Source organism: Bradyrhizobium sp. Ce-3 (assembly GCF_022835695.1).
Classification (GTDB): Bacteria; Pseudomonadota; Alphaproteobacteria; order Rhizobiales; family Xanthobacteraceae; genus Bradyrhizobium.
Genome location: NZ_BQUV01000002.1, coordinates 581325 through 604421 on the forward strand (window position 1 = coordinate 581325; position 23097 = coordinate 604421).

Here is a 23097-nt window from a genome sequence, read left to right on the forward strand (position 1 = left end):
CCGCACTTTCCGTTTGAAATCTGCGCCGCCTTGGTTCATTGCGCTGCTGGACGCAAAGCCGAGGCCGATCGATGCAGGACACCAGCGAAACCATCACCCACGACACGCTCGCCGGCCAGAACGGGGATCTCGCCCACGCGCGGGCCCCTGAAATCGTCGATGCTCTCAACGCCCGGGAGCCGGAGGAGGCGGCGAAGCTGCTGCAATCGCTTCCCGCCGAGAAGGCGATCGAGGTGCTCGACCTACCCGGGCTCGACAACACCTGCGAGATCCTGGCCGAGCTGCCCCAGGACACCGCGCTGTCGCTGCTCTCAGGCGTCTCCGACGACCGCGCCGCCGACATCTTCAAGGAACTGGTCGAGCCGCTGCGCACCACGCTGCTGAACGGCCTCAATCCGGAGACCCGTAGCGTCATTTCGGGGCTGCTGGCCTATCCCGAGCGCAGCGCCGGCAGCATCATGACGACCGAATTCGTCAGCGTGCCCTCGAACTGGACCATCGCCGAGGTCCTGCATCACATCCGGATGGTCGAGCGCACCCGCGAGACCGTCTACTCGATCTTCGTGATCGACCCGGCCAAGAAGACGCTGATCCAGGCGGTGCCGCTGCGCCGCCTGATCTCGGCCGATCCGCATGCCAATGTGCTGACCGCAGCGCCCGCGCGCAAGCCGCTGATGATCGCGCCCGAGGCCGACCGCATGGAGGCGGCGCGGCTGATCTCGCGCTACGATCTGCTCGCGATCGCGGTCGTCGACGGCCCCGGCCACATCCTCGGCATCGTCACGGTCGACGACGTGATCGACGCCATCGTCGAGGAATCGACCGAGGACGCCCAGAAGTTCGGCGGCATGGAAGCGATCGACGAACCTTATCTGCGGATCGGTTTCGGCGAGATGATCAAGAAGCGCGCCGGCTGGCTGTGCGCGCTGTTCCTGTCGGAAATGCTGACCGCAACCGCGATGCAGTCGTACCAGAGCGAGCTCGAGAAGGCGATCGTGCTGACGCTGTTCATCCCGCTGATCATGAGCTCCGGCGGCAATTCCGGCTCGCAGGCGACCTCGCTCTTGATCCGCTCGCTGGCGCTGCACGAGGTGCGGCTGCGCGACTGGTGGCGTGTCGCCGTGCGCGAACTGCCGACCGGCATCGTGCTCGGCGCCATTCTCGGCCTGATCGGCATCGTCAGGATCACGCTGTGGCAGACGCTCGGCCTGTTCGATTACGGCCCGCATTGGGTGCTGGTCGCCGCCACCGTCGGCGCCGCGCTGGTCGGCATCGTCACCTTCGGTTCGCTGTGCGGCTCGATGCTGCCCTTCATCCTCAAGCGCATCGGCTTCGACCCGGCGAGCGCATCAGCGCCGTTCGTCGCGACATTGGTCGACGTGACGGGGCTCGTGATCTATTTCGGCGTTGCGGCCGTCATCCTGCGTGGGACGCTGTTGTAAAGAGTTTGCAGGGCAGGATCGCTACGCTACATCCACAAACTCACCGTCGTCCCTGCGAAAGCAGGGACCCATAACCACCGGCCCTCGTTGTTGAGCACAGCCGCAATTCCGGATGGGCTGGGACTGGCACCGTCGGCCTATTGTTAGATCACGCGGTATGGGTCCCGGCCTTCGCCGGGACGACGGCGGTAACTGCGGTCTTCGCCTCGTTCCACAACGCGTCCATCTCTTCCAGCGACGCGCCATCGAGCGATCGTCCCTTCGCAGCCAGCGTCTGCTCGATATAGGCGAACCGCCGCTCGAACTTGGCGTTGGTCGCGCGCAGCGCGGTCTCCGGATCGGCGTCGACGTGGCGGGCGAGGTTGACCAGCGCGAACATCAGGTCGCCGGTCTCCTCCGTGATCTCGGCCTTGTCGTTGCGGTCGAGGGCGGCCTCGATCTCGTCGGCCTCCTCGCGGATCTTGGCGAGCACCGCGCGCGGGTTGTTCCAGTCGAAACCGACGGTCGATGCCTTGCGCTGCAGCTCCATCGCGCGCGTCAGGGCAGGGAGGCCGGCCTTGACGCTGGCCAGCAGGGATTTATGCGCGGTGTCCTCGGGCGGGCGCCGCGCGGCGCGCTCGGCCTTCTCCTCGGCCTTGATGCGCTCCCAGGCGCTCTTGACGCCGGCGGGCTGGATGTTGCCGTCCTTGTCGGCAAAGACGTGCGGATGACGGCGGATCATCTTCTTCGTGATTGCCTCGACCACGTCTCCAAACGCAAACGCGTTCCGCTCTTCCGCCATCTGTGCGTGATAGACCACCTGCAGCAGCAGGTCGCCGAGCTCCTCGCGCAGGTCCTCGAAATCGCCGCGCGCGATCGCATCCGCGACCTCATAGGCCTCCTCGATCGTGTACGGCACGATGGTCTCGAAGTTCTGTTCGAGGTCCCACGGGCAGCCGGTCACCGGCGTGCGCAGCGCGGCCATGATCTCGATCAGGCGGGAAATGTCGCGGGAAGGGGTCATGGGGCACCGGCATCAGAGGGGTATCGGCTTTATGCCAAAATGGCCTCTCCGATCCCAGCAAAACACGTCGGAAACGCGGCGCTGTCCACGGATTGGCCGCGGCGTTATCAGGTGCTAAATCGCGTTCCATGACCGATCAAACCAATTTCGACACGGCGCTGGTGCTGTTTTCCGGCGGCCAGGATTCCACCACCTGCCTGGCCTGGGCGCTGGACCGCTTTGCGCGCGTCGAGATGCTCGGCTTCAGCTACGGCCAGCGCCATGCGATTGAACTCGACTGCCGCGACCGGTTGCTGGACGGCATCAGGGCGCTGCGCCCGGACTGGGCGGCAAAGCTCGGCGACAGCCACACGCTGGCGATCCCGACGCTGTCGGAGATTTCGGATACCGCGCTGACCCGCGACGTCGCGATCGAAATGGGCGCGGACGGCTTGCCCAACACCTTTGTGCCCGGCCGCAACCTCGTGTTCCTCACCTTCGCCGGGGCGCTGGCCTACCGGCGCGGCATCCGCCACATCATCGGCGGCATGTGCGAGACCGACTATTCCGGCTATCCGGATTGCCGCGACGAGACCATCAAGGCGCTGCAGTCCGCGCTCAGCCTCGGCATGGCCAGGGACTTCGAGCTGCACACGCCGCTGATGTGGCTCGACAAGGCCGCGACCTGGCGGCTCGCGCATGAGCTCGGCGGGGCAGGGCTGGTCGATCTGATCCGCGAGCATTCGCACACCTGCTATCTCGGCGAACGCGGCGCGCAGCACGATTGGGGCTATGGCTGTGGCGAATGCCCGGCCTGCAGCCTGCGGGCCAAGGGCTGGCGGGAGTATGTCGCGCAGGGCGGCCCGTAACCGGGCTGACAGTGGTGCGCAGGGGCGCACTGCCAAAATATCGAAAACAACCCCATGCACAGTAGCCGTCGGCTGCCGGCGTTCGACACGGAACGCTTGACACGTCGGGCAACTCAGCGATATTTTTCCATTATTCCGAAATCGTGGGGCGTGCGTCGCGAGCCAGCAAATTCAGTGTCGTCCCGGACCCATACGCCGCGGCAGGCGTTGTAGGTGGGACCCGTCGTTCCAGCATCGCTTAACAATTTGCATTTGGGGTTATGGGTCCCGGCCTTCGCCGGGACGACGATGAGGATGGGGGCGCGATTCAAAGCGCCCGACCACGCGCTGTCATCATTCGCACACGCAGGTGATCACGGCATTCGGCGCTACTCGAAATCCGCCGGCGTCAGCACGATCGGCTGGCCGTGCGGGGTGCGGTCGGCGGCGTGGTCCCAGGCGTCGCGGTAGCGGTGCATGGTCTCGTGCGTCGTGACGCCCTTGGCGGCGACGAGGTGTTCGAGGGTTGCCAGCCAATGCTGGTAGTAGGTCTCGCCGGTGTCGGGATCGCCGGCGGCCTGCGCGCGCTTGATCTGGTCGGCGAGGGCTGCGGCCCATTCGGGCCAGGTGAACACGCCGCGGTCATGCAGCGTCAGCGCCATCGCGAAGGCCTGCGCTTCCCACGGCGCGCGGAACACCGGGCCGTCCTGATCGCGCGGAATGCTGGAGACCGCGCTGGTCGCGCGCGCGGCGGCGCCGGCATCCATCACACCGCCTCCAGGTACGGCTCGAACGCGTCGATCGAGACCTTGATGGTCGGATCGGAGTCCGGTCCCCACAGCTCGCGTCCGTCGAACACGACGGTGTACAGCCATTGCGGATGCTCGCCGGCGTCGTTGGCGACCGTATCGGGAAACACGTGACAGCCATGATCGCGCTCGACCACCCCGACATGGCCGCGCACGTAGCGCGGCAGCCGCGTGTGGGTGGCGGGATGGATGTTCTTCGCCCGCACCCGATCGCCGGCCTTGAATTTCGCAGCCGCCGGCGCGGGGCGGCCGAACTTGCCGCGCACCATGATGCGCTCGACATCGGGCATCGAGAACTTGCCGTGCTTGAGCGGTTTTGCCGGCGCGACGGCATGTCCGGATGCGACGTCGTCCTTGGAGATATAGCCCTTGTCGAGCAGCAGGGCTTCCAGCCCAAGGAACCATTTCTTGTAATACGAGCTTGACAGATAGACCTGCGGCGGCAGGGTCTCGCGGTAGAAGCGCGAGGCGTCGATGTTGAAGGCGCCGGCCGCGCCCATCGCGCGGACCATGGCGAGCACCCGCGATTCCCATTCCTCATGGAACATCGGCTCGTTCGGCTCGGGCTCGACTTTCCCGAACCCGTCCATGCCGCCCATGTCGTGGACGCCGTTCATGACGGGGCTCCCGGCGTCTTCGGGAAGCCGGTGCCGATCATGGAATCGCGCGTCACGAGATCGGCGAGTTGCTCTTCGCTCCAGCCTTCGGTCCCCGCGGGCCGCATCGGCAGCACCAGGAAGCGCGTCTCGGCGGTGGAATCCCAGACCCGGATTTCCGTCTCCTTCGGCAGGCTGACCCCGAAATCAGCGAGCACGCCGCGCGGATCCTTTACGGCGCGGGAACGATAGGGCGATGCCTTGTACCAGACCGGCGGCAGCCCGAGCATTTCCCAGGGGTAACAGGAGCACAAGGTACAGACGACCATGTTGTGGCGGCCAGGCGTGTTCTCGATCGCGACCAGATGGTCGCCGACCCGGCTGACGTGGCCGAGCGTGCCGACGGCCTTGGTGGCATCCTCGAGCAGCGCCTGCTTGAAGGCGGGATCGCTCCAGGCCTTGGCGACGACCCTGGCGCCGTTGTGCGGGCCGATCTTGGTCTCATAGGCCTGCACGATGGCGTCGAGCGCGGCAGCCTCGACATAGCCCTTTTCAGTCAGGATCGATTCCAGCGCGCGGACGCGCAGTTCGGTCTCCGACAGTTCGGAATGGTCGTGATCGTGGTGGTGATGATCATGTTCGCTCATGCCCAGAGAATAGGCGAAATGGCCGTGCTATGTCGAGGCAAGCAGTACACAACAATGCGAGCGGGGAGGTATGCGTGGTTGACGATGTGACGATCGAAAAGGGCCTCGGACCGGAGGGCCGCATCGCGGTGGTGCGGTTCGACCGCGGCGACGGTATCAACGCGCTGTCGCCGCAGGCGCTGCGGCAACTGACCGATGCGGCGCGCAGCTTCGAGGACGATGGCGACACCTCGGTGGTGGTGCTGACCGGCGGCGCCAAATCGTTCAGCGCCGGCTTCGACCTCAAGGATGCCGAAGGACGCTCACGCCAGACCATGGATATGGGCACGCTGCGCCGTCACCTGAAGCTCGGGCCGCGGCTGACGCGCGCCTGGCAGGAGATGGAGCAGGTCACGATCGGCGCGATCGAGGGCTTTTGTGTCGGCGGAGGCGTGGCGCTCGCGGTCGCGCTGGATTTCCGGGTGATGGCGCGCGACGCGCATCTACGGGTGCCGGAGATCGCGCTCGGCATGAACATGAGCTGGCAGAGCGTGCCGCGCATGTTGCATCTGATGGGCCCGGCGCGCACCAAGCAGGCGGTGATCCTGGCCGATGACCGGATCTCGGCCGAGGAAGCCTATCAATGGGGTTTGGTGGAGCAGGTGACTGATCCGGGCAAATCCTATGAAGCAGCGATGGCGCTCGCGGCCAAGGTCGCCGCGCAACCTCCGATCTCGGTGGCGATGACCAAGCTGACGGTCAACCGGCTGGCGCATGCGCTCGACGATCTCGCCAGCCACATGGATCTCGACCAGTTCGCGCTGGCGAGCCTGACCGACGACCACAAGGAAGGCGTCGCGGCGTTCCTCGGACGACGCAAGCCGCGCTTCAGGGGGCGCTGAGAGGCGTGCCTAGCGCTTGGTGATGCGATCGCGGCCGGCGAGGTCGGCCTCCCAGCCGAACACCGAGCGGCCGTCGAGGTCAGGCGAACGCGCGCGCTCATTGGCGACGTAAGCATCGAACGACGGGCCGGTCGCGGTCCGCTCGAGGCGACGGGCTTGGTCATCCAGCCGCTTCAGCGCCTGCAGCTCCTCGTCGCGGCCGAGCTTGGCCTGCATCACCGCCGATTTCAGCACGCCGATGGTCTCGTCATAGACCTTGATCGGCACCGGAAACGGATGACGGTCCTTGCCGCCATGCGCCAGCGAGAAGCGCGCCGGATCGCGGAAACGGTACGGTGTGCCGTGGACGACCTCGGCGACCATCGCGAGCGACTCCACGGTGCGGGCGCCGACGCCGGGGGTCAACAGCAGCTCGGGGAAGTCCAGCGGCCCGCGCTCAGCGGCGGCGGCGAGGGTGCCGTGCAGGCGGCGGATGAAGACATCGCTGGAGCGCACGTCGTGATGCGCGGGCATGATGAGGTGCAAGAGATCGCCCTGTGCCTCGACCTGCTCGGTCAGTCCGGCATATTCCCGTGCGATGCCGTCGGGACCAAGCCCGGCGAGCAAATCGAGCTGAGCCTGGCGCGAGGCATCGGCGCGGTGGTCGGTCAGATTGACGATCTCGCCCTGCGATGGTCCGTCGATCGCGCTGTGCGGCTCGTCGACGAAGCTGCGCAGGCCTTCGGAATGCCAGTGATAGCGCCGCGCCTGCCGCTTGCTGTCGCTCATGCCTTGCTGGACCACGGTCCATTTGCCGTCCGTGGTGACGAAGAAGCCATGCAGATAGAGCTCGAAACCATCCTGGACCGCGGCGCTGTCGACCTTGGCGACCAGACGGCTGGCGCGGGTGAGGGCAACGCCGTCGAAGCCGGTCCGCTCGCCCAGCGCCGTCAGCTCGTCCGGCGTGCGCCGCGAATGCTTGCCGCGGCCGCCACAGACATAGATGCCGAGCTCGTCCTGCATTGGCGCGAGCCCGCGCTTGAGCGCGCCGATGACGCTCGTGGTGATACCAGACGAATGCCAGTCCATGCCCATCACGGCGCCGAACGACTGGAACCAGAACGGATGCGAGAGCCGCTGCAGGAACGCTTCGCGGCCGTAATGATGAACCACGGCCTGCGTGATGATCGCGCCCAGCGTCGCCATGCGCGCCGCCAGCCACGGCGGCACGCGGCCACCATGGAGAGGCAGATCGGCGCTGCCGGTACGTCGGGCCACTGGTCTGCGAGCCTCGAACTGGTGTCGTTGAGTCGGGGTCAGACTATCAGGCAAAGCCCTCGGGCGTCGTGAATCCACACATCAGACCGCCCCACAAAACGGAATTCCTTAGCGTTTTCTTGGAAGTTTCCCTTCATAAAAAAGCGCGAAATCCTCCATAAGGGTGTCGTAACGGGGTGTTTCCCCGACATAAGATTGTTGCGACTTCTGGAAAAGCTCGGAAAATCCGGATCATGATCATGGGCCGTGGAATTGCCGACGCCGACGCGATGGGTAAGGGCGCTCTGCCTGGGCATCGGTCGAGATTTCTCAATCGCCGGGCGTTTCTGTTCGGCTCCGCTGCCGGTGTTGCCGCACTGAGCCTGGCCGGTTGTGCATCCGATTACATGAGCCTGGCCGAGGCTGAGAAAGTCTACGGGCCCGTGCCCGACGAGAAATTCCCGATCCCTGGGGTCGATGTCAGCAAGGTCAAACCGCAATATTTTCGCAAGACGGTGCGCTACGACAGCGACGAGGCGCCCGGTACGATCATCATCGATCCCGGCAAATACTATGTTTATCGCATCGAAGGCGAGGGCAACGCGACCCGCTATGGCGCCAATGTCGGCCGCGATGGATTCCGCTGGAGCGGCGAGGCTTATGTCGGACGCAAAGCCGAATGGCCGGTCTGGACGCCGCCCAAGGAGATGATCGCGCGCCAGCCGGAGGCGGGCAAATATGCGCGCGGCATGCCGGGAGGTCTCGACAATCCACTCGGTGCCCGCGTGCTCTACCTCTATCAAAACGGGACATACACGCTCTACACGATCTACAGCACCAGCGACCCCGAAACCATCGGGAACGGCATCACGAGCGGCTGTACCGGTCTGCTCAGCCAGGACATGATCGACCTCTATTCGCGGACGCCGCTCAAAACCAAGGTGATCGTGCTGCCGGCCTAGGCCAACGCCGTCGGCGGCCCGGCGCCGGCTCGGCCAGCGCGCAGCCCGGGGGCAGCTGCCAGAATGGCTTGCTTCATTGCGAATCTCCTCAGGCCGCTTCGGCGTTGATGGCGCTGACGGCGAGCTTGGTGAGCGCTTCATCCGTCTTCTTTTCTTCGGCTAACGTCTGGTCGATGAGCTTGACGGCATCCTTCATGCTGAGTTTGGTGGCCCATGCCTTCAGTGTGCCGTAACGTGCGATCTCGTAATGCTCGACCGCCTGCGCCGCGGAGACCAGGCCCGGATCGAGCGCCGGAGTGTCGGCGTACTCCTCCATGATCTCCTTGCCTTCGTCGAGGATACCCTCGATGGCGTCGCACTTCTTGCCACGCGCCGGCTTGCCCATCAGGTCGAAGATCTGCTCCAGCCGATCGATCTGTCCTTCGGTCTCGTCATGATGCTTCTCGAAGGCGGCACGCAGCTGGTCCGACCCGGCGGCTTTGGCCATGCGTGGCAGCGCCTTGAGGATCTGCTTTTCGGCGTAGTAGATGTCCTTGAGGGTATCGAGGAAGAGGGCGCTGAGGTCTTTCTCCGACATCGGTAGCTCCGTGAGTTTGGGTGATCCGTACCCACAACGGGCACTCTGCAACCTCGTTCCTATCTGCGACGGTTCACCCGCGGATCGCGATTGCGTAGCTTTGCCGCAAGCCTTTCAAGGAACGAAGCGTCGGCGCGTCTGTTGGACGGCTCATCTTTCAAATGGAGAGCCGCGATGGATTGGAATCGTGTCGAAGGCAACTGGAAGCAGGTCAAGGGCAAGGTCAAGGAGCAGTGGGGCAAGCTGACCGATGACGACCTCGATGTCATTGCCGGCAAGCAGGATCAACTCGAAGGCCGTCTGCAGCAGCGCTACGGGTATGCCAAGGATCAAGCCACGAAGGAAGTGAATGACTGGTACGGCCGCCAGAAGTGGTGACCGCTACGGCATTCAGGGCCCCGCTTGAGCGGGGCCCTTTGCTTTGCGCCGTTTGGAACAGGTGCGAATGCGAAACGTTTGAAAGATGCCGTCGTCGCCTTAAGCGAGGGCATCCATGCCGATCACGGTCCGACCGACCCAGCCGGATATTGCCATTGCGCGCGTTATCTCGCGCAACACAACCCCGCCAACAGAACGCGCCGCCTCAATCCTGACATGGGCGGCGGACGAGCATGTCGTCTGCGCCCTGGCACTTGGATGGTGGCTATGGTGTCGAAGCAAGCCAGAGCCGCGACGCCTGGCGAGCGACCATCTTCTGGTCACGGCGTTGACCGCATCCCTGGTCCCGCACCTGCTCAAATTGGTCTTCAACCAGAAGCGGCCGGACCGGCTCACCGTCGTTGGTCATCTGCACGGCATTCCGATCTCCGGCAGGGCCGAGGACTCGTTTCCGTCAGGACATGCAATTCAGGTCGGCGCCATCAGTTCGGCGGCGAGTGAGCTTCCCGAGGGCGAACGTGGGATCGTCCGTGCGCTCGGCGCTTGTCTGATTTCGACGCGCGTGCTGTTGCTGGCGCATTGGGCCAGTGACGTCGTCGTGGGATCGGCGATCGGGGTTCTGCTCGAGCGGTTGATCCGATGCGTCACGAGGTACGGGCGGCGGGAGCAGGTCTGAGACGATCGATTAGCTCAGGTCCAAGTCACAAAATCCATCAGCCGGGGCGATCGTGGCCACTCCCATATCCATAATTCGCATAAGGTATATTATGGAATATTTATATCTACAATTAGATCAGATATTTAGTGGGAAATCTTCGCACGGGTCCTCAGCCTGGCATCTATCCGGGCTTGTCCCGGTCGCTAGTCCGGCTCGTGCAGACACCACAGCAATCCACGCGCGTTCGTCTCGTCAGAAAGCCGATATTGCCGCGGCGTACGGACGCTGCAATAAGCGCCAGCTGTGCAGAGATCGCTGGTGACCCCGTGGCATCAGGTCCGTATAGGATGGCATCTCAGAACAACAACAAGCCTCTCGAGGGAGCAAACCCAATGAGCTTTTCACGACGCACGCTGCTGAAGGTCTCCGCCGCTTCCGCCGTCCTGGGCGGAATTGGCGCGCCGTATGTGGCGCGCGCCCAGTCGGCCGAGTTCTCCTACAAGTTCGCCAACAACCTGCCGGAGTCGCACCCGTTCGTGGCACGCGCCCGGGAGATGGCTGCGGCGATCAAGACCGAGACCAACGGCCGGTTTGACCTCCAGGTGTTCCCGAACAGCCAGCTCGGCTCCGATACCGACATGCTGAGCCAGGTGCGCTCCGGCGGCGTCGAGTTCTTCACGCTGTCCGGCCTGATCCTGGCGACCCTGGTGCCGGCCGCCTCGATCAACGGCATCGGTTTCGCATTCCCGGATTATCCCACGGTCTGGAAGGCCATGGACGGCGAGCTCGGCGCCTATGTGCGCGGCGAGATCAACAAGGCCGGCCTCGAGGTCATGGACAAGATCTGGGACAACGGATTCCGCCAGACCACCTCGTCGACCAAGCCGATCACCGGTCCGGACGATCTCAAGGGCTTCAAGATCCGCGTGCCGGTGTCGCCGCTGTGGACCTCGATGTTCAAGGCGTTCGATGCATCGCCCGCCTCGATCAATTTCAGCGAGGTCTATTCGGCGCTGCAGACCAAGATCGTCGAGGGCCAGGAAAACCCGCTGGCGCTGATCTCGGCGGCGAAGCTGTACGAGGTGCAGAAGTACTGCTCGATGACCAACCACATGTGGGATGGCTTCTGGTTCCTGATGAACCGCCGGGCCTGGGCAGCGCTGCCGGACGATATCAAGACCATCGTCGCCAAGAACGTCAATGCGGCGGCCGTCAAGGAGCGCGAGGACACCGAGAAGCTCAACGCCACCGTGAAGCAGGAGCTCACCGGCAAGGGCCTCGTGTTCAACCAGCCCGAGGTCGGGCCGTTCCGCGACAAGCTGCGCGCCGCCGGCTTCTACGCCGAGTGGAAGGGCAAGTACGGCGACAAGGCCTGGGATCTGCTCGAGAAGTCCGTCGGCAAACTGTCCTAATCGGTCGGGCGGGAGGCTTGCCAGGAGGATTGCCATGGCTCATGTCGAGATGACGCCGGCCGTGGCCGGCGAGGCGGCGTCACAGCCCCCTCGCCGCCGCTCCGTTCTCGGTTCCATCGAGTCAGCGCTCGGATGGCTGGTCGAAATTCCGGCGGCGATCCTCGTCGTCGCCGAGGTCGTCATCCTGTTCGCCGGCGTGGTGTCGCGCTACGTGCTGCACGCGCCGCTGATCTGGTCCGACGAGTTGGCCTCGATCCTGTTCCTGTGGCTTGCGATGCTGGGTTCGGCGGTCGCATTCCGCCGCGGCGAGCACATGCGGATGACGGCGCTGGTCGCGAGCGTCGGACCGCGGCTGTGGGCCTATCTCGACGTGGTCGCGACCTGTGCCGCGCTGGCGTTCCTGATCCTGATCCTGCATCCGGCCTATGAATATGCCTACGAGGAAAGCTTCATCACGACGCCTGCGCTGCAGATCTCCAACACCTGGCGTGCGGCGGCGCTGCCGGTCGGCACCTGCCTGATGGGGCTGTTCGCGCTGCTGCGGCTGGCGCGCGTGGGTGATTTCAAGACCTTCCTGCTGGCCGCGCTGACGGTGGCCGCGCTGATCGGCGTGTTCTGGCTGGCGCAGCCGATGCTGCGGCCGCTCGGCAACCTTAACCTGATCATCTTCTTCGTCGGCGTAGTCGGCTTCTGCGTGTTCGCCGGCGTGCCGATCGGCTTTGCCTTCGGCATGGCGATCTTCGGCTATCTGGCGCTGACGACGCGGACGCCGCTGATGGTGCTGGTCGGCCGGATGGACGAGGGCATGAGCCACCTGATCCTGCTGTCGGTGCCGCTGTTCGTCTTCCTCGGCCTCCTGATCGAGATGACCGGCATGGCGCGCGCGATGGTCGCGTTCCTGGCGAGCCTGCTCGGCCATGTCCGCGGCGGCCTGCATTACGTGCTGGTCGGCGCCATGTATCTGGTCTCCGGCATCTCCGGATCGAAGGCCGCCGACATGGCCGCCGTCGCGCCGGTGCTGTTCCCGGAAATGAAGGAGCGCGGCGCCAAGCCGGGCGATCTGGTCGCCCTGCTCGCCGCCACCGGCGCCCAGACCGAAACCATTCCGCCGAGCCTGGTGCTGATCACGATCGGCTCGGTCACCGGCGTCTCGATCTCGGCGCTGTTCACCGGCGGCCTCTTGCCCGGCGTCGTGCTGGCGATCACCCTGTCGGGGCTGGTGTGGTGGCGCTATCGCGGCGAGGATCGCAGCCACGTGCAGCGCGCCACCGGCAGCGAGATCGGCAAGGCGTTCGTGTTCGCCCTGCCCGCATTGGCCCTGCCCTTCGTGATCCGCTACGCGGTGGTCGAAGGCATCGCCACCGCCACCGAGGTCTCGACCATCGGCATCGTCTATGCGTTCGTCATCGGGCTTCTGATCTACCGCAAGTTCAACTGGCGGCGGCTGGTGCCGATGCTGATCGACACCGCGTGCCTGTCGGGCGCGATCCTGTTCATCATCGGCACCGCCACCGGCATGGCCTGGGGCCTGACCCAGTCCGGCTTCTCGCGCGCGCTGGCAGCGTCGATGACCGGACTGCCGGGCGGTTCGGCGACCTTCATCGCGGTCTCGATCCTGGCCTTCGTGGTGCTCGGCAGCGTGCTCGAGGGCATTCCGGCGATCGTGCTGTTCGGGCCGCTGCTGTTTCCGATTGCGCACCAGGTCGGCGTCCACGAGGTGCACTACGCCATGATCATCATCCTGGCCATGGGCATCGGACTGTTCGCGCCGCCGTTCGGCGTCGGCTATTATGCCGCCTGCGCCATCGGGCGCGTCGATCCGGCCGAGGGTATCCGGCCGATCTGGGGCTACATGCTGGCGCTGTTGATCGGCCTGATCATCGTCGCCATCTTCCCCTGGATATCGATCGGATTCCTTTGAGAACCTAGCGGATTGGATCAAGCCATGGGTGCAGCTCAAAACCAGTACTCGATCGGGCTGGACAAGACGCCAGCCAATTACGTGCCGCTGACGCCGCTGAGCTTCCTGGCGCGCTCGGCCGCGGTCTATCCCGACCACATCAGCGCGGTCTATGAGGGCCGCAGCTTCACCTGGAAACAGACCTACGATCGCTGCAGGCGGTTCGCGTCGTATCTCGCGGGCCGCGGCATCGGCGATGGCGACACCGTCGCGGCGATGCTGCCGAATATCCCGGCGATGAACGAGCTGCATTTCGCGGTGCCGATGACCGGCGCGGTGCTGAACGCGCTCAACATCCGGCTCGATGCGGCGTCGATTGCGTTCCAGCTCGACCATGGCGGCGCGAAGATTATTCTGGTCGACCCCGAATTCTCCGGCGTGATCGCGGAAGCGTTGACCCTGATGACGGGCGCAAAGCCGTTCGTGATCGACGTCGACGATGCCGCTTTCGCCGGCGGCAAGCGGATCGGCGAGATCGAGTATGAGGCGGCGGTCGCCGCAGGCGATCCGGCTTTCGCCGAGCGGCCGCCGGCCGACGAATGGGACGCGATCGCGCTGAGCTATACGTCCGGCACGACGGGCAACCCGAAGGGCGTCGTGACGCATCACCGCGGCGCCTATCTCAACGCCGTCAGCAACATCCTCGCCGGCAATCTCGGCCAGCATCCGGTCTATCTCTGGACGCTGCCGATGTTCCACTGCAACGGCTGGTGCTTCCCGTGGACGATCGCGGCGACCGCCGGCGTCAATGTCTGCCTGCGCAAGGTCGATCCGGCGAAGATCTTCGAGCTGATCCCCAAGCACGGCGTCACCCACATGTGCGGCGCGCCGATCGTCTACAACACGCTGATCAACGCGCCCGATGCGCCGAAGGCCGGCAAGGCCAAGCCCGTGGTCGGCTTGATCGCGGGCGCTGCGCCGCCGGTTGCGGTGCTCGAAGGGGCTGAAAGCATCGGCATCAGGCTGACCCATGTCTATGGGTTGACCGAGGTCTACGGCCCCGCCTCCGTCTGCGCCGAGCAGCCCGGCTGGGACGAGCTGTCGGCGGATGCGCGCGCGCAGCTCAAGCGGCGCCAGGGCGTCTCGTATCCGCTGCAGGAAGGCGTCACGGTGCTCGATCCCGAGACCATGCGCGAGGTGCCGCGCGACGGCGAGACCATCGGCGAGGTCATGTTCCGCGGCAACATCGTGATGAAGGGTTATCTGAAGAACGAGAAAGCGACCCAGGAAGCTTTCGCCGGCGGCTGGTTTCACACCGGCGATCTCGGCGTGCTCGACGAGCATGGCTACGTCATCATCAAGGACCGCTCCAAGGACATCATCATCTCCGGCGGCGAGAACGTCTCCTCGGTCGAGGTCGAGGACATCCTCTACAAGCACCCGGCCGTGCTGTTTGCGGCCGTTGTCGCCAAGCCCGATCCGAAATGGGGCGAAGTGCCCTGCGCCTTCATCGAGCTGAAGGATGGCGCCAAGGCGACCGAGGCCGAGATCATCGCCTATTGCCGCGAGCACATGTCGGGCTTCAAGACGCCGAAATCCGTGGTGTTCGGGGTGATCCCGAAGACCTCCACGGGCAAGATCCAGAAATTCCTGCTGCGCAACCAGGTCGGATCGGCCAAGGCGATCTCGGCCTGAGACGGTGCCACATACCCGCCGTCGTCCCGGCGGGTTTCGTTGTTAGAGTGCGATGTGGCCCAGCGTTGCAACACAACTGGCATTCGTGGTTATGGGTCCCGGGTCAAGCCCGGGACGACAGCGAGGATGTGGCGATGGCTCAGCCCTCAGCGAGGCGGCCGAGCAGATCGTACAGCACTCGCCTCTCGTCGGCCTTGAGCGGCGCCAGCGTCCTCGCGGTGCATGCGAGTTCGATCGGGATCAACTGCTCGACCAGCGCGGTGCCGGCCACGGTCAGGTCGATCAGGATCAGCCGCTTGTCGGTCGGGTCGCGCCGCGTTGCGACCAGCCGCCGCTTCTTCAGCCGCAGCACGACGTCGCGGATATTCGCCGGCTCCATCGCCACGAGACGGCCGAGCAGATTTTGCGACAGCGCCCCGCGCTCATAGAGCCGGGCCAGCGTCGCGTATTGCGGGGCCGTCAGATCGTAGGAGCCGATCCGATCGACTAGGTTGGACGACGCGCGCTGATAGGCTCGCCGCAGCAGGAAGCCGACCTGGTCCTCCAGCCGGTAGTCCGATGCAAGGCGCCTGACCGGCGCGGCTGCCTTAGTCGACGTTCTCGGCATCGCGGTACATCACCTTGTGGCGGGTGGTTGCGACCCACTCGTCGATCTCGGCTTCTGTCATGACGTGCGAGGCATCGAACCTGTTCCAGTTGCTGATGTCGGAAAGGCTCTTCTTCCAGCGCTTGTACGGCGGCTTGGCCGGCGGACCGAAGCACATGATGTCGAGCACCGATAACTCGTCGGGAATGCCGAGCAGCGGCTTCATCGCCTGTTGGGCCTTCTCCTGCCCGATCGCGGTCACCCACCAGACGTTATAGCCGAGTGCGGCGGCTGCGAGATGCGCCGACATCGTCGCCGCCGCGACGCTCTGCAGCAGGATCCGCTCGGCATTCTCCTTGTACATCTTGTCGAGCTCGGAGCCGTCATTGAGCACGGGAAACGCCTTGACCCAGCGGAAGTCGCTGGCGACGACGATGAAGCCCGGCGCCGATGCGAGGCCCCGATAATCGGGCGTCGGAAACTTCATCTTGAGCCGGGCGCGCGCGACCTGCTCCTCGCGGAAATACTCCGTGATCCGGTTCTTCAGCTCCTGATCGGTGACGGCAATGAAGTGCCAGGGCTGCGCATTGGCGCCCGACGGCGCATGCCGCGCCGCCTCCAGGATCATGTCGTAATGCTCCGGCGGCATCACGTAGCTGGCGTCGAATGCCCTGGTCGTCAGGCGGTTCCTCACGACGTCCATCAGCGCGTCATATCGCGTGCGGTCGGTGTAGTCCCGCACTGCCACAGCTTCCGCCATCGAGGCCTTCCGATATTGTTATGATCATAACGATATCCGGAATGCGCGGAAGGTCAATGCCTGACAGCGGTGCCGGGCGATCACTTTGACGCGCGGAACCGCACGCCCGCGATGGGCGCGCCAAGTCGGCTTGTTCAGGCGATGTGAGGTCTCAGCCTGCCCGATCGAGCGTCAGGCGCATGCCGTCATAGGCTGGGATCACGCCGGCCGGCAGGCTCTGCCGCAGCACCTCGTAGTCGAGGTCGGAATGCATGTTGGTGATCACCGCGCGCTTCGGCTTGAAGCGCTCGATCCACGACAGCGCGTCGGCAACGCTGAAATGGCTGGGATGCGGCGCGTAGCGCAGGCCATCGACGATCCAGAGATCGAGGCCCTCAAGTGCAGGCCAGCTCTCCTCGGGAATGTCGTGCAGATCGGGCGAGTAGGCGGCGTCGCCGATGCGGTAGCCGAGCGCGGGGATGTTGCCATGCCGGACCAGGAAGGCCTCGAGCTTCAGCGGGCCGCCCTTCCCCTGCACCGTGTGGCTCTCGCCGGCCTCGATCGAATGCCGGGTCAGGATCGGCGGATAGTCGCTGCCCTCCGGCGAGATGAAGCAATAGGAGAACCGCGCCATGATGTCCTTGGCGGTCGACTGGTTGAAGTAGACCGGGATGCGGCGGCGCTGGTGCAGCACCACCGAACGCAGATCGTCGATGCCGTGGGTCTGATCGGCGTGCTCATGGGTCAGGAACACCGCGTCGATGTGCTCGACATTGGCGTCGATCAGCTGCTCGCGCAGGTCGGGCGCGGTGTCGATCACGACCCGCGTGGTTCCGTGCTCCATGGTGCGCTCGGCCATGATCGAACAGCGGCGGCGCCGATTTTTCGGATTGTTCGGATCGCAGGCGCCCCAGCCGAGCGCCGGGCGCGGCACGCCGGCGGATGAGCCGCAGCCCAGAATGGTCAGTGTCAGCGTCATGCAGCAACCTTCGGCGCCGGCACCTTGGAGAACAGCCGGAAGAAGTTTTCGGTGGTCTGCCGCGAGATCTCCTCGAGCGAGACGCCGCGGGTTTCGGCGAGCACCTTGGCGACCTCGACGACGTAGGACGGCTCGTTGCGCTTGCCGCGGAATTTGCCGGGCGCAAGATACGGCGCGTCGGTCTCGACCATGATGCGGTCGGCGGGCAACTCGGCCGCCAGCGCGCGCAGGGCCTCGGACTTCTTGAATGTCAGGATGCCCGTGAACGAGATCGACAGCCCGAGCGCGATCGCCTGCATCGCCAGCTCGCGGCCGCCGGTATAGCAGTGCAGCACGGCCTTGAACGGCCCCTTCGCGACTTCGTCCTCCAGGATGCGACCGCAATCCTCGTCGGCCTCGCGGGTGTGGATGACGAGCGGCAGCCCCGTTTCGCGGGCCGCTGCGATGTGCGCGCGAAAACCACGCGCCTGCGCCTCGCGCGAGCCGTGCTCGTAGAAATAATCGAGCCCCGCCTCGCCGAGCGCCACCACCTTTGGATGCTTGGTCAGCGCGATCAGTTCGCTCGCGGGAATGCCGTCCTCTTCGTCGGCGTGATGCGGATGGGTACCGACCGAGCAGTAGACGTCGGGGAAGCGCTCGGTGATCGCAAGCAGGCCGCCGAGCCGCTTCACCCGGGTCGAGATCGTGACCATGCGACTGACGCCGGCCGTTTCGGCGCGCCCGACGACCCCGTCGAGATCGTCGGCGAAATCAGGGAAATCGAGATGGCAGTGACTGTCGACGAGCATGAATTTCGAACCACTCACTCGGTCTTCGGTTCCACGTAGCGCGGGAATACGCCGACCGGCGCCGGCAGCACCGTGCCCGGCTTGATCCGCTCGGCGACGTCAGCGAAGCTGCGCGCATCGGCCGGTATGCCGAGGCTGTCGAGCATCTTGCCACACGACTCGGGCATCACGGCCTGCGCCATGATCGCGATCTGGCGCACCACCTCCGCGGTGACATAGAGCACCGTCTTCTGGCGTGCCGGATCGGTCTTCGCCAGCGCCCACGGCGCCTCGCCGGCAAAATAGCGGTTGGCCTCGGCGACCACGGCCCAGACCGTGTTGAGCCATTGATGGATCTGCTGCGTCGCCATCGCGGTCCGCGACGTCTCCAGCATGGCGTCGGCCTGCGTCAGGATCGCCTTGTCGCTGTCGCTGAATTCGCCGGGCTCCGGCAGCACGCCGCCGAGCTGCTTGGCGATCATCGACAGCGAGCGCTGCGCGAGATTGCCGAAATCATTGGCGAGGTCGGCATTGATGCGCGCGACGATGGCCTCGTGGTTGTAATTGCCGTCCTGGCCGAACGGCACCTCGCGCAGGAAGAAGTAGCGCACCTGGTCGACGCCATACTGGTTGGCCAGATTGAAGGGATCGACCACGTTGCCGACCGACTTCGACATCTTCTCGCCCCTGTTGAACAGGAAGCCGTGGGCATAGACCCGCCTCTGCAGGGGAATGCCGGCCGACATCAGGAAGGCCGGCCAGTACACCGCGTGGAAGCGGATGATGTCCTTGCCGATGATGTGCACGTCGGCCGGCCAGTAGCGCCAGTGCTTGTCGGTCTCGTCGGGGTAGCCGACGCCGGTGATGTAGTTGGTCAGTGCGTCGACCCAGACATACATCACGTGCTCGGGATCATCAGGGACCTTGACGCCCCAGTCGAAGGTGGTGCGCGAGATCGAGAGATCCTTCAGGCCGCCGCGCACGAAGCTCATCACCTCGTTGCGGCGCGAATCCGGGCCGATGAAATCGGGCTGGCTCTCATAGAGCTGCAGCAGCTTGTTTTGGTAGGCCGAGAGCTTGAAGAAATAGCTCTTCTCCTCGACCCATTCGACCGGCGTGCCCTGCGGCCCGCGGCGGACATTGTCCTCGCCGACCGTGGTCTCATCCTCGGCGTAATAGGCCTCGTCGCGCACCGAATACCAGCCGGCATAGGCGTCGATGTAGATGTCGCCATTGTCCTGCATGCGGCGCCAGATCTCCTGCACCGACTTATGGTGGGCAGGCTCGGAGGTGCGGATGAAGCGGTCGAACGAGACGTTGAGCCGCTCATCCATCTCCTTGAACCGCGCGGCATTGCGGGTCGCGAGGTCGTAGGGCGTCATCCCCTCGCCGGCCGCGGTCTGGATCATCTTCTGTCCGTGCTCGTCGGTGCCGGTCAGGAAGAACACATCCTTGCCGTCGAGCCGCTGGAAGCGCGCCAGCGCATCGGTCGCGATCGCCTCATAGGCGTGGCCAATATGCGGCTGACCGTTCGGATAGGCGATCGCCGTCGTGATGTAGTAGATGTTGCCGCGGTCCGCGGCAGATGCTGAGACGGACGCGGGCGCAGCCGCTGTAGGTTTGGCTTGCTTGGGCGCGCGGACCGCTGCCGGCTTCGGAGCCTTCTCGGCAACCGGAGGCTTCGGCGCAGCGGGCTTCTTTGCAACGGGAGCGACGGCCGCCGCGGCTGCCTTCTTCGGCGGCGCCTTGGTGGCCTTCGCGGCAGCCTTCTTGGCCGTCTTCTTCACAGCCTTCTTGACGGCTTTCTTGACGACCTTCTTGGCGACTTTCTTCGCAGCCGATTTCTTGGTGCCCTTCTTGGCCTTGGTCGCCTTCTTTGCCTTTTTGGCGACGCGCCCAGCCTTCTTGGTCGCGCGCGACTTCGCCGTGGCTTTCTTGGTCGCGCGAGCGGGCGATGCCTTCTTCGTCTTCTTGGCCTTCTTCGACGATTTCTTCTTAGCGGTCGCCACCACGGAATCCTTTGCAGATCGAAACGAGATTGTCGGGAGTGTCGTCAGACGGATTGTTTGCAGACGATTGTGTTTTGAGACTTGCTTGTTTTGAGACTTGGCGTCTATCGGGTCGCGTCCGCGAGCATCGAAAACACCGAGAAAACCAGCGGCTTGCGCTCCAGATTGTAGGCTTCGGTATCGCGCGCGGCGCGGACGATCTTTTCCCATACCTCTGCCAGCCGTGCAAGGCGCGGCAGGTTGGCATTGGCGTCGCCGCTGCGCATACGCTCGCTCATCCAGCGATCGATGCCGTCGATGAAGGCGGCAAGCGCGACGCGGTCGCTGGTGCCGAGCGCTTCGCCCAGCGCGTGCAATTCGCGCGGATCGACGTTCGGAAGCGTCGCGAGCAGCGCGGCCGTGCGCTGCTGCAGTTTCAGCGCGTCGCCGCCGAGCAGCGCCAGCGCCCGCCCGACGCTGCCCTCGGAGGCCGCCGCGGTTTCCGCCAGCGCCGGATCGTCGGAGGCGATGTCGGTCGCCGCTGCGGCCGCGCGCACGACATCATCCGTCTCCAGCGGCCGCAGCAGCAATTTGCGGCAGCGGGACAGGATAGTCGGCAGCACCCGTGACGGCGCGTGGCTGACCAGCAGGAACAGCGACTGCTGCGGCGGCTCCTCGAGGATCTTCAGCAGTGCGTTCGCGGCATTGGGATTGAGCTCGTCGACGGTGTCGACGATGCAGACGCGCCAGCCGTCGACCGCAGCGGTCGAGCCGAAGAACGAGATCGTTTCCCGCGTCTCGTCGACCGTGATCACGGTGCGCATCACGCCGCGGTCGTTGAGGCCGCGCTCCAGCACCAGCAGCCCGCCATGCGCGCCGGCGGTGATCTGCCGCGCCACCGGATCGGACGGATCGACGCGCAGCGTCGGGGCCGCCTGAACCTGGGACGATTTGGGATTGCGGAACGCCAGCACGAAGCGCGCCATGCGGTAGGCCAGCGTCGCCTTGCCGATCCCCTGTGCGCCGCCGATCAGCCAGGCGTGCGGAATTCGCCCGCTGCGATAGGCATCGAGCAAGGCGGCCTCCGCCTCGCGATGCCCGAACAGATCGGGGGTTTCGCGCGGATGGCGCGCGAGGCTCTCCGGTTCGACCTTGCGCGCGCTCATGCGGGACTCGCCGCCGTGAGCGTTGCGCGCAGGTGCTCGCGCAGCGTGGCCCATATCGTGGCCGCGACCGTATCCTGATCCGCCGTGGCGTCGATCAGCACGCAGCGCTCCGGGTCTTCGGCCGCAATCCGGCGGTAGGCCTCGCGCAAATCCTGATGGAACTTGATGCCCTCGGCCTCGAAACGATCGGCGGTCGCATTGCCGCGGCGCACGGCGGCGCGCTGCAGGCCGATCTCGACCGGCACATCGAGGATGAAGGTCAGATCGGGTTTGAGATCGCCGATGGTGACGCGCTGCATCGCGTTGACGAGACCGGGCGAGACCTGCCCGAGCTGGCCCTGATAGGCGCGCGTGGAATCGAAGAAGCGATCGCACAGCACCCAGATGCCCTGGTTGAGCGCCGGCAGGATCACGGTGCGGACATGGTCGTCGCGCGCGGCGGCAAACAGCAGCGTCTCCGCCTCTGGCCCGAGCAGCTTGCCCATCCCCGACAACACGACGTGACGGATGATCTCCGCGCCCGGCGAGCCGCCGGGTTCACGGGTCACGATCGCACGCAGCTTGGCGACATCGAGCCGTTCGGCGAGCTTGCGGATCTGGGTCGATTTCCCCGACCCCTCGCCGCCCTCAAAGGTGATGAAGCGACCGCGCAAGCTCGGCCGTTGGACTGCTGCTTCCGCCATGTCAGAGCTTCCCGACCCCGGCGCGGATCATGCCGATGACGAGCTCCTGGGCGCCGTCGAGCGCGCGCCGCATCGTCGATCCGGTGCCGACGGCATCCGCCGCGAACACCGGCGCTTCCATCGCGACATTGGCGCCGCGCCAGACCCTGACGACGCCGATCCTCTGGCCGGCGGCGATCGGTGCCTTGACCGGACCTTCATAGATGACGCGCGCGAGCAGCTTGTCGTTGCCGTTCTTCGACACCATCACCTTGATCGGATCGGGGCTGACGAGCTTGACCGAACGGCTGTCGCCGCCGAACACCCGGGCATAGCCGACCGGCTGATTGGCTGCGATCAGGGGCCGGGTCTCGAAGCTGCGGAACCCCCATTCCAGCATCTTCTTGGCTTCGGTGGCGCGGTCCTCGGAATCCTCGAGGCCGTTGACCACGACGATCAGGCGCGTGTCGTTCTGCACGGCTGAGCCGACCATGCCGTAGCCGCCCTCCTTGGTGTAGCCGGTCTTCAACCCGTCGGCGCCGGGCAAGGCGTTCAGCAGCGGATTGCGATTCTGCTGGCGGATCTTGTTCCAGGTGAATTCCTTCTCGCCGAACAGCTTATAGCGGTCCGGGTAGGTCAGGATGATGTGGCGCGCCAGCGTCGCGAGTTCCCGCACCGTCATCTTGTTGGCCGGGTCCGGCAGCCCGTTGGAATTGCCGAAGGTCGATTTGGTCATGCCGAGCTCGCGGGCGCGCTTGGTCATGAAATCGGTCGCGAACGTATGCTCGTTGCCGGCAATGCCTTCGGCGAGCGCGATGCAGGCGTCGTTGCCGCTCGGGATGATCGCACCATGCAGGAGATCATCGACCGAGACCTTGCTGTTGATCGCTGCGAACATCGTCGAGGTGCCGGACGGCGCGCCGCCCCGGCGCCAGGCGTTTTCGCTGATCCGGTATTCGTCCGTGAGCTTGATGTCACCCTTCTTGATGGCGTCGAACACCACCTCGGCGGTCATCAGCTTCATCATGCTGGACGGCGCGCGCAGCTCGTCGGCGTTCTTCTCGAACAGCACGCTGCCCGAGGAGGCCTCGACCAGGATCGCGGTCGGCGCATCGCCGTCGAACCCGCCCTCTTCCTTCTTGGCGCCCTGAACGCTGTTGTTGGCGGCGTAGACCATCCCGCCGCAG

Annotated in this window: 23 protein-coding genes; 9 read left to right on the top strand and 14 right to left on the bottom strand. The window is 65.2% G+C overall.

Annotated elements, in window-relative coordinates; translation table 11 throughout:
- Positions 1 to 71 precede the first annotated feature (71 nt).
- Entirely contained in the window at positions 72 to 1442 is a 1371-nt protein-coding gene (gene mgtE / locus BRSPCE3_RS09125) for a magnesium transporter (protein WP_244065461.1), read from the top strand.
- A 148-nt stretch (positions 1443 to 1590) separates the two neighbouring features.
- Here mgtE and mazG read toward each other — a convergent pair whose 3' ends face one another.
- Positions 1591 to 2445 carry a nucleoside triphosphate pyrophosphohydrolase gene (gene mazG, locus BRSPCE3_RS09130; RefSeq protein ID WP_244065462.1) on the bottom strand — a complete coding sequence of 285 codons (855 nt, stop codon included), beginning with the start codon at positions 2443 to 2445 and terminating at the stop codon, positions 1591 to 1593.
- Between the two features lie 128 nt (positions 2446 to 2573).
- Here mazG and queC point away from each other — a divergent pair, with 128 nt between their 5' ends.
- Positions 2574 to 3293 carry a 7-cyano-7-deazaguanine synthase QueC gene (gene queC, locus BRSPCE3_RS09135; RefSeq protein ID WP_244065463.1) on the top strand — a complete coding sequence of 240 codons (720 nt, stop codon included), beginning with the start codon at positions 2574 to 2576 and terminating at the stop codon, positions 3291 to 3293.
- Between the two features lie 368 nt (positions 3294 to 3661).
- Here the strand turns inward: queC and BRSPCE3_RS09140 are convergent, their stop codons facing one another.
- From BRSPCE3_RS09140 to nthA, 3 genes are read right to left on the bottom strand one after another with little or no spacing between them, the layout of a single operon-like run.
- On the bottom strand, positions 3662 to 4039 hold the full coding sequence (locus BRSPCE3_RS09140; protein ID WP_244065464.1) for a nitrile hydratase accessory protein: 378 nt from the start codon (positions 4037 to 4039) through the stop codon (positions 3662 to 3664).
- The gene (gene nthB, locus BRSPCE3_RS09145; protein ID WP_244065465.1) at positions 4039 to 4698 is read right to left on the bottom strand and encodes a nitrile hydratase subunit beta; all 660 of its coding nucleotides are present in this window, start codon (positions 4696 to 4698) and stop codon (positions 4039 to 4041) included. Before nthB ends, BRSPCE3_RS09140 begins: the two co-directional genes overlap by 1 nt.
- Entirely contained in the window at positions 4695 to 5324 is a 630-nt protein-coding gene (gene nthA / locus BRSPCE3_RS09150; protein WP_244065466.1) for a nitrile hydratase subunit alpha, read from the bottom strand. The genes nthB and nthA overlap by 4 nt, the downstream gene beginning before the upstream one ends.
- 74 nt (positions 5325 to 5398) lie before the next feature.
- Here nthA and BRSPCE3_RS09155 point away from each other — a divergent pair, with 74 nt between their 5' ends.
- Positions 5399 to 6205 carry an enoyl-CoA hydratase/isomerase family protein gene (locus BRSPCE3_RS09155; protein ID WP_244065467.1) on the top strand — a complete coding sequence of 269 codons (807 nt, stop codon included), beginning with the start codon at positions 5399 to 5401 and terminating at the stop codon, positions 6203 to 6205.
- Between the two features lie 9 nt (positions 6206 to 6214).
- Here the strand turns inward: BRSPCE3_RS09155 and BRSPCE3_RS09160 are convergent, their stop codons facing one another.
- Positions 6215 to 7462 (bottom strand): DUF763 domain-containing protein, encoded by a 1248-nt coding sequence (locus BRSPCE3_RS09160; RefSeq protein WP_244065468.1) that lies wholly within the window; start codon positions 7460 to 7462, stop codon positions 6215 to 6217.
- A 233-nt stretch (positions 7463 to 7695) separates the two neighbouring features.
- On the opposite strand from BRSPCE3_RS09160, the gene BRSPCE3_RS09165 reads away from it, so the two are divergent.
- Positions 7696 to 8403 (top strand): L,D-transpeptidase, encoded by a 708-nt coding sequence (locus tag BRSPCE3_RS09165; protein WP_244065469.1) that lies wholly within the window; start codon positions 7696 to 7698, stop codon positions 8401 to 8403.
- A gap of 88 nt (positions 8404 to 8491) precedes the next feature.
- Here the strand turns inward: BRSPCE3_RS09165 and BRSPCE3_RS09170 are convergent, their stop codons facing one another.
- Positions 8492 to 8980: a ferritin-like domain-containing protein gene (locus BRSPCE3_RS09170; protein WP_050404515.1), complete on the bottom strand. Its 489-nt coding sequence runs from the start codon at positions 8978 to 8980 to the stop codon at positions 8492 to 8494.
- Positions 8981 to 9154: 174 nt separating this feature from the next.
- Between BRSPCE3_RS09170 and BRSPCE3_RS09175 the strand changes: the two genes are divergently transcribed.
- From BRSPCE3_RS09175 to BRSPCE3_RS09195, 5 genes are all read left to right on the top strand, one after another.
- Positions 9155 to 9358 carry a CsbD family protein gene (locus BRSPCE3_RS09175; protein ID WP_097671907.1) on the top strand — a complete coding sequence of 68 codons (204 nt, stop codon included), beginning with the start codon at positions 9155 to 9157 and terminating at the stop codon, positions 9356 to 9358.
- A gap of 115 nt (positions 9359 to 9473) precedes the next feature.
- Entirely contained in the window at positions 9474 to 10034 is a 561-nt protein-coding gene (locus tag BRSPCE3_RS09180) for a phosphatase PAP2 family protein (protein ID WP_244065470.1), read from the top strand.
- Between the two features lie 374 nt (positions 10035 to 10408).
- Positions 10409 to 11428, top strand: coding sequence for a TRAP transporter substrate-binding protein (locus BRSPCE3_RS09185; RefSeq protein WP_244065471.1), 1020 nt, complete (start codon positions 10409 to 10411; stop codon positions 11426 to 11428).
- Positions 11429 to 11462: 34 nt separating this feature from the next.
- Positions 11463 to 13349, top strand: coding sequence for a TRAP transporter large permease subunit (locus BRSPCE3_RS09190; RefSeq protein WP_244065472.1), 1887 nt, complete (start codon positions 11463 to 11465; stop codon positions 13347 to 13349).
- Between the two features lie 24 nt (positions 13350 to 13373).
- Positions 13374 to 15023, top strand: a complete 1650-nt coding sequence (locus tag BRSPCE3_RS09195; RefSeq protein ID WP_244065473.1) for an acyl-CoA synthetase — start codon at positions 13374 to 13376, stop codon at positions 15021 to 15023.
- A gap of 139 nt (positions 15024 to 15162) precedes the next feature.
- On the opposite strand, the gene BRSPCE3_RS09200 is transcribed toward BRSPCE3_RS09195, so the two are convergent.
- The 8 genes from BRSPCE3_RS09200 to BRSPCE3_RS09235 all read right to left on the bottom strand — a co-directional run bounded on the left by BRSPCE3_RS09200 (position 15163) and on the right by BRSPCE3_RS09235 (position 23087).
- Positions 15163 to 15630 carry a MarR family winged helix-turn-helix transcriptional regulator gene (locus BRSPCE3_RS09200; RefSeq protein WP_244065474.1) on the bottom strand — a complete coding sequence of 156 codons (468 nt, stop codon included), beginning with the start codon at positions 15628 to 15630 and terminating at the stop codon, positions 15163 to 15165.
- Positions 15611 to 16369 carry a nitroreductase family protein gene (locus BRSPCE3_RS09205; RefSeq protein WP_244065475.1) on the bottom strand — a complete coding sequence of 253 codons (759 nt, stop codon included), beginning with the start codon at positions 16367 to 16369 and terminating at the stop codon, positions 15611 to 15613. Before BRSPCE3_RS09205 ends, BRSPCE3_RS09200 begins: the two co-directional genes overlap by 20 nt.
- A 151-nt stretch (positions 16370 to 16520) precedes the next feature.
- The gene (locus tag BRSPCE3_RS09210; protein WP_244065476.1) at positions 16521 to 17327 is read right to left on the bottom strand and encodes an MBL fold metallo-hydrolase; all 807 of its coding nucleotides are present in this window, start codon (positions 17325 to 17327) and stop codon (positions 16521 to 16523) included.
- The gene (locus BRSPCE3_RS09215; RefSeq protein ID WP_244065833.1) at positions 17324 to 18115 is read right to left on the bottom strand and encodes a TatD family hydrolase; all 792 of its coding nucleotides are present in this window, start codon (positions 18113 to 18115) and stop codon (positions 17324 to 17326) included. Before BRSPCE3_RS09215 ends, BRSPCE3_RS09210 begins: the two co-directional genes overlap by 4 nt.
- Positions 18116 to 18129: 14 nt before the next feature.
- Complete coding sequence (gene metG, locus BRSPCE3_RS09220) at positions 18130 to 20103, bottom strand: methionine--tRNA ligase (protein ID WP_244065477.1); 1974 nt, start codon at positions 20101 to 20103, stop codon at positions 18130 to 18132.
- A gap of 104 nt (positions 20104 to 20207) precedes the next feature.
- The gene (locus BRSPCE3_RS09225; RefSeq protein ID WP_244065478.1) at positions 20208 to 21248 is read right to left on the bottom strand and encodes a DNA polymerase III subunit delta'; all 1041 of its coding nucleotides are present in this window, start codon (positions 21246 to 21248) and stop codon (positions 20208 to 20210) included.
- Entirely contained in the window at positions 21245 to 21931 is a 687-nt protein-coding gene (tmk, locus tag BRSPCE3_RS09230; protein WP_244065479.1) for a dTMP kinase, read from the bottom strand. The genes BRSPCE3_RS09225 and tmk overlap by 4 nt, the downstream gene beginning before the upstream one ends.
- Before the next feature lies 1 nt (position 21932).
- On the bottom strand, positions 21933 to 23087 hold the full coding sequence (locus BRSPCE3_RS09235) for a D-alanyl-D-alanine carboxypeptidase family protein (RefSeq protein WP_375709893.1): 1155 nt from the start codon (positions 23085 to 23087) through the stop codon (positions 21933 to 21935).
- Positions 23088 to 23097: the final 10 nt, after the last annotated feature.

Bases quoted from the DNA above. Each gene is read 5' to 3' on its own strand.
- mgtE (WP_244065461.1), top strand. From the start codon at position 72: ATGCAGGACACCAGCGAAACCATCACCCACGACACGCTCGCCGGCCAG.
- mazG (WP_244065462.1), bottom strand. From the start codon at position 2,445: ATGACCCCTTCCCGCGACATTTCCCGCCTGATCGAGATCATGGCCGCG.
- queC (WP_244065463.1), top strand. From the start codon at position 2,574: ATGACCGATCAAACCAATTTCGACACGGCGCTGGTGCTGTTTTCCGGC.
- BRSPCE3_RS09140 (WP_244065464.1), bottom strand. From the start codon at position 4,039: ATGGATGCCGGCGCCGCCGCGCGCGCGACCAGCGCGGTCTCCAGCATT.
- nthB (WP_244065465.1), bottom strand. From the start codon at position 4,698: ATGAACGGCGTCCACGACATGGGCGGCATGGACGGGTTCGGGAAAGTC.
- nthA (WP_244065466.1), bottom strand. From the start codon at position 5,324: ATGAGCGAACATGATCATCACCACCACGATCACGACCATTCCGAACTG.
- BRSPCE3_RS09165 (WP_244065469.1), top strand. From the start codon at position 7,696: ATGATCATGGGCCGTGGAATTGCCGACGCCGACGCGATGGGTAAGGGC.
- BRSPCE3_RS09170 (WP_050404515.1), bottom strand. From the start codon at position 8,980: ATGTCGGAGAAAGACCTCAGCGCCCTCTTCCTCGATACCCTCAAGGAC.
- BRSPCE3_RS09175 (WP_097671907.1), top strand. From the start codon at position 9,155: ATGGATTGGAATCGTGTCGAAGGCAACTGGAAGCAGGTCAAGGGCAAG.
- BRSPCE3_RS09180 (WP_244065470.1), top strand. From the start codon at position 9,474: ATGCCGATCACGGTCCGACCGACCCAGCCGGATATTGCCATTGCGCGC.
- BRSPCE3_RS09185 (WP_244065471.1), top strand. From the start codon at position 10,409: ATGAGCTTTTCACGACGCACGCTGCTGAAGGTCTCCGCCGCTTCCGCC.
- BRSPCE3_RS09190 (WP_244065472.1), top strand. From the start codon at position 11,463: ATGGCTCATGTCGAGATGACGCCGGCCGTGGCCGGCGAGGCGGCGTCA.
- BRSPCE3_RS09195 (WP_244065473.1), top strand. From the start codon at position 13,374: ATGGGTGCAGCTCAAAACCAGTACTCGATCGGGCTGGACAAGACGCCA.
- BRSPCE3_RS09200 (WP_244065474.1), bottom strand. From the start codon at position 15,630: ATGCCGAGAACGTCGACTAAGGCAGCCGCGCCGGTCAGGCGCCTTGCA.
- BRSPCE3_RS09205 (WP_244065475.1), bottom strand. From the start codon at position 16,369: ATGGCGGAAGCTGTGGCAGTGCGGGACTACACCGACCGCACGCGATAT.
- BRSPCE3_RS09210 (WP_244065476.1), bottom strand. From the start codon at position 17,327: ATGACGCTGACACTGACCATTCTGGGCTGCGGCTCATCCGCCGGCGTG.
- BRSPCE3_RS09215 (WP_244065833.1), bottom strand. From the start codon at position 18,115: ATGCTCGTCGACAGTCACTGCCATCTCGATTTCCCTGATTTCGCCGAC.
- BRSPCE3_RS09225 (WP_244065478.1), bottom strand. From the start codon at position 21,248: ATGAGCGCGCGCAAGGTCGAACCGGAGAGCCTCGCGCGCCATCCGCGC.
- tmk (WP_244065479.1), bottom strand. From the start codon at position 21,931: ATGGCGGAAGCAGCAGTCCAACGGCCGAGCTTGCGCGGTCGCTTCATC.
- BRSPCE3_RS09235 (WP_375709893.1), bottom strand. From the start codon at position 23,087: ATGGTCTACGCCGCCAACAACAGCGTTCAGGGCGCCAAGAAGGAAGAG.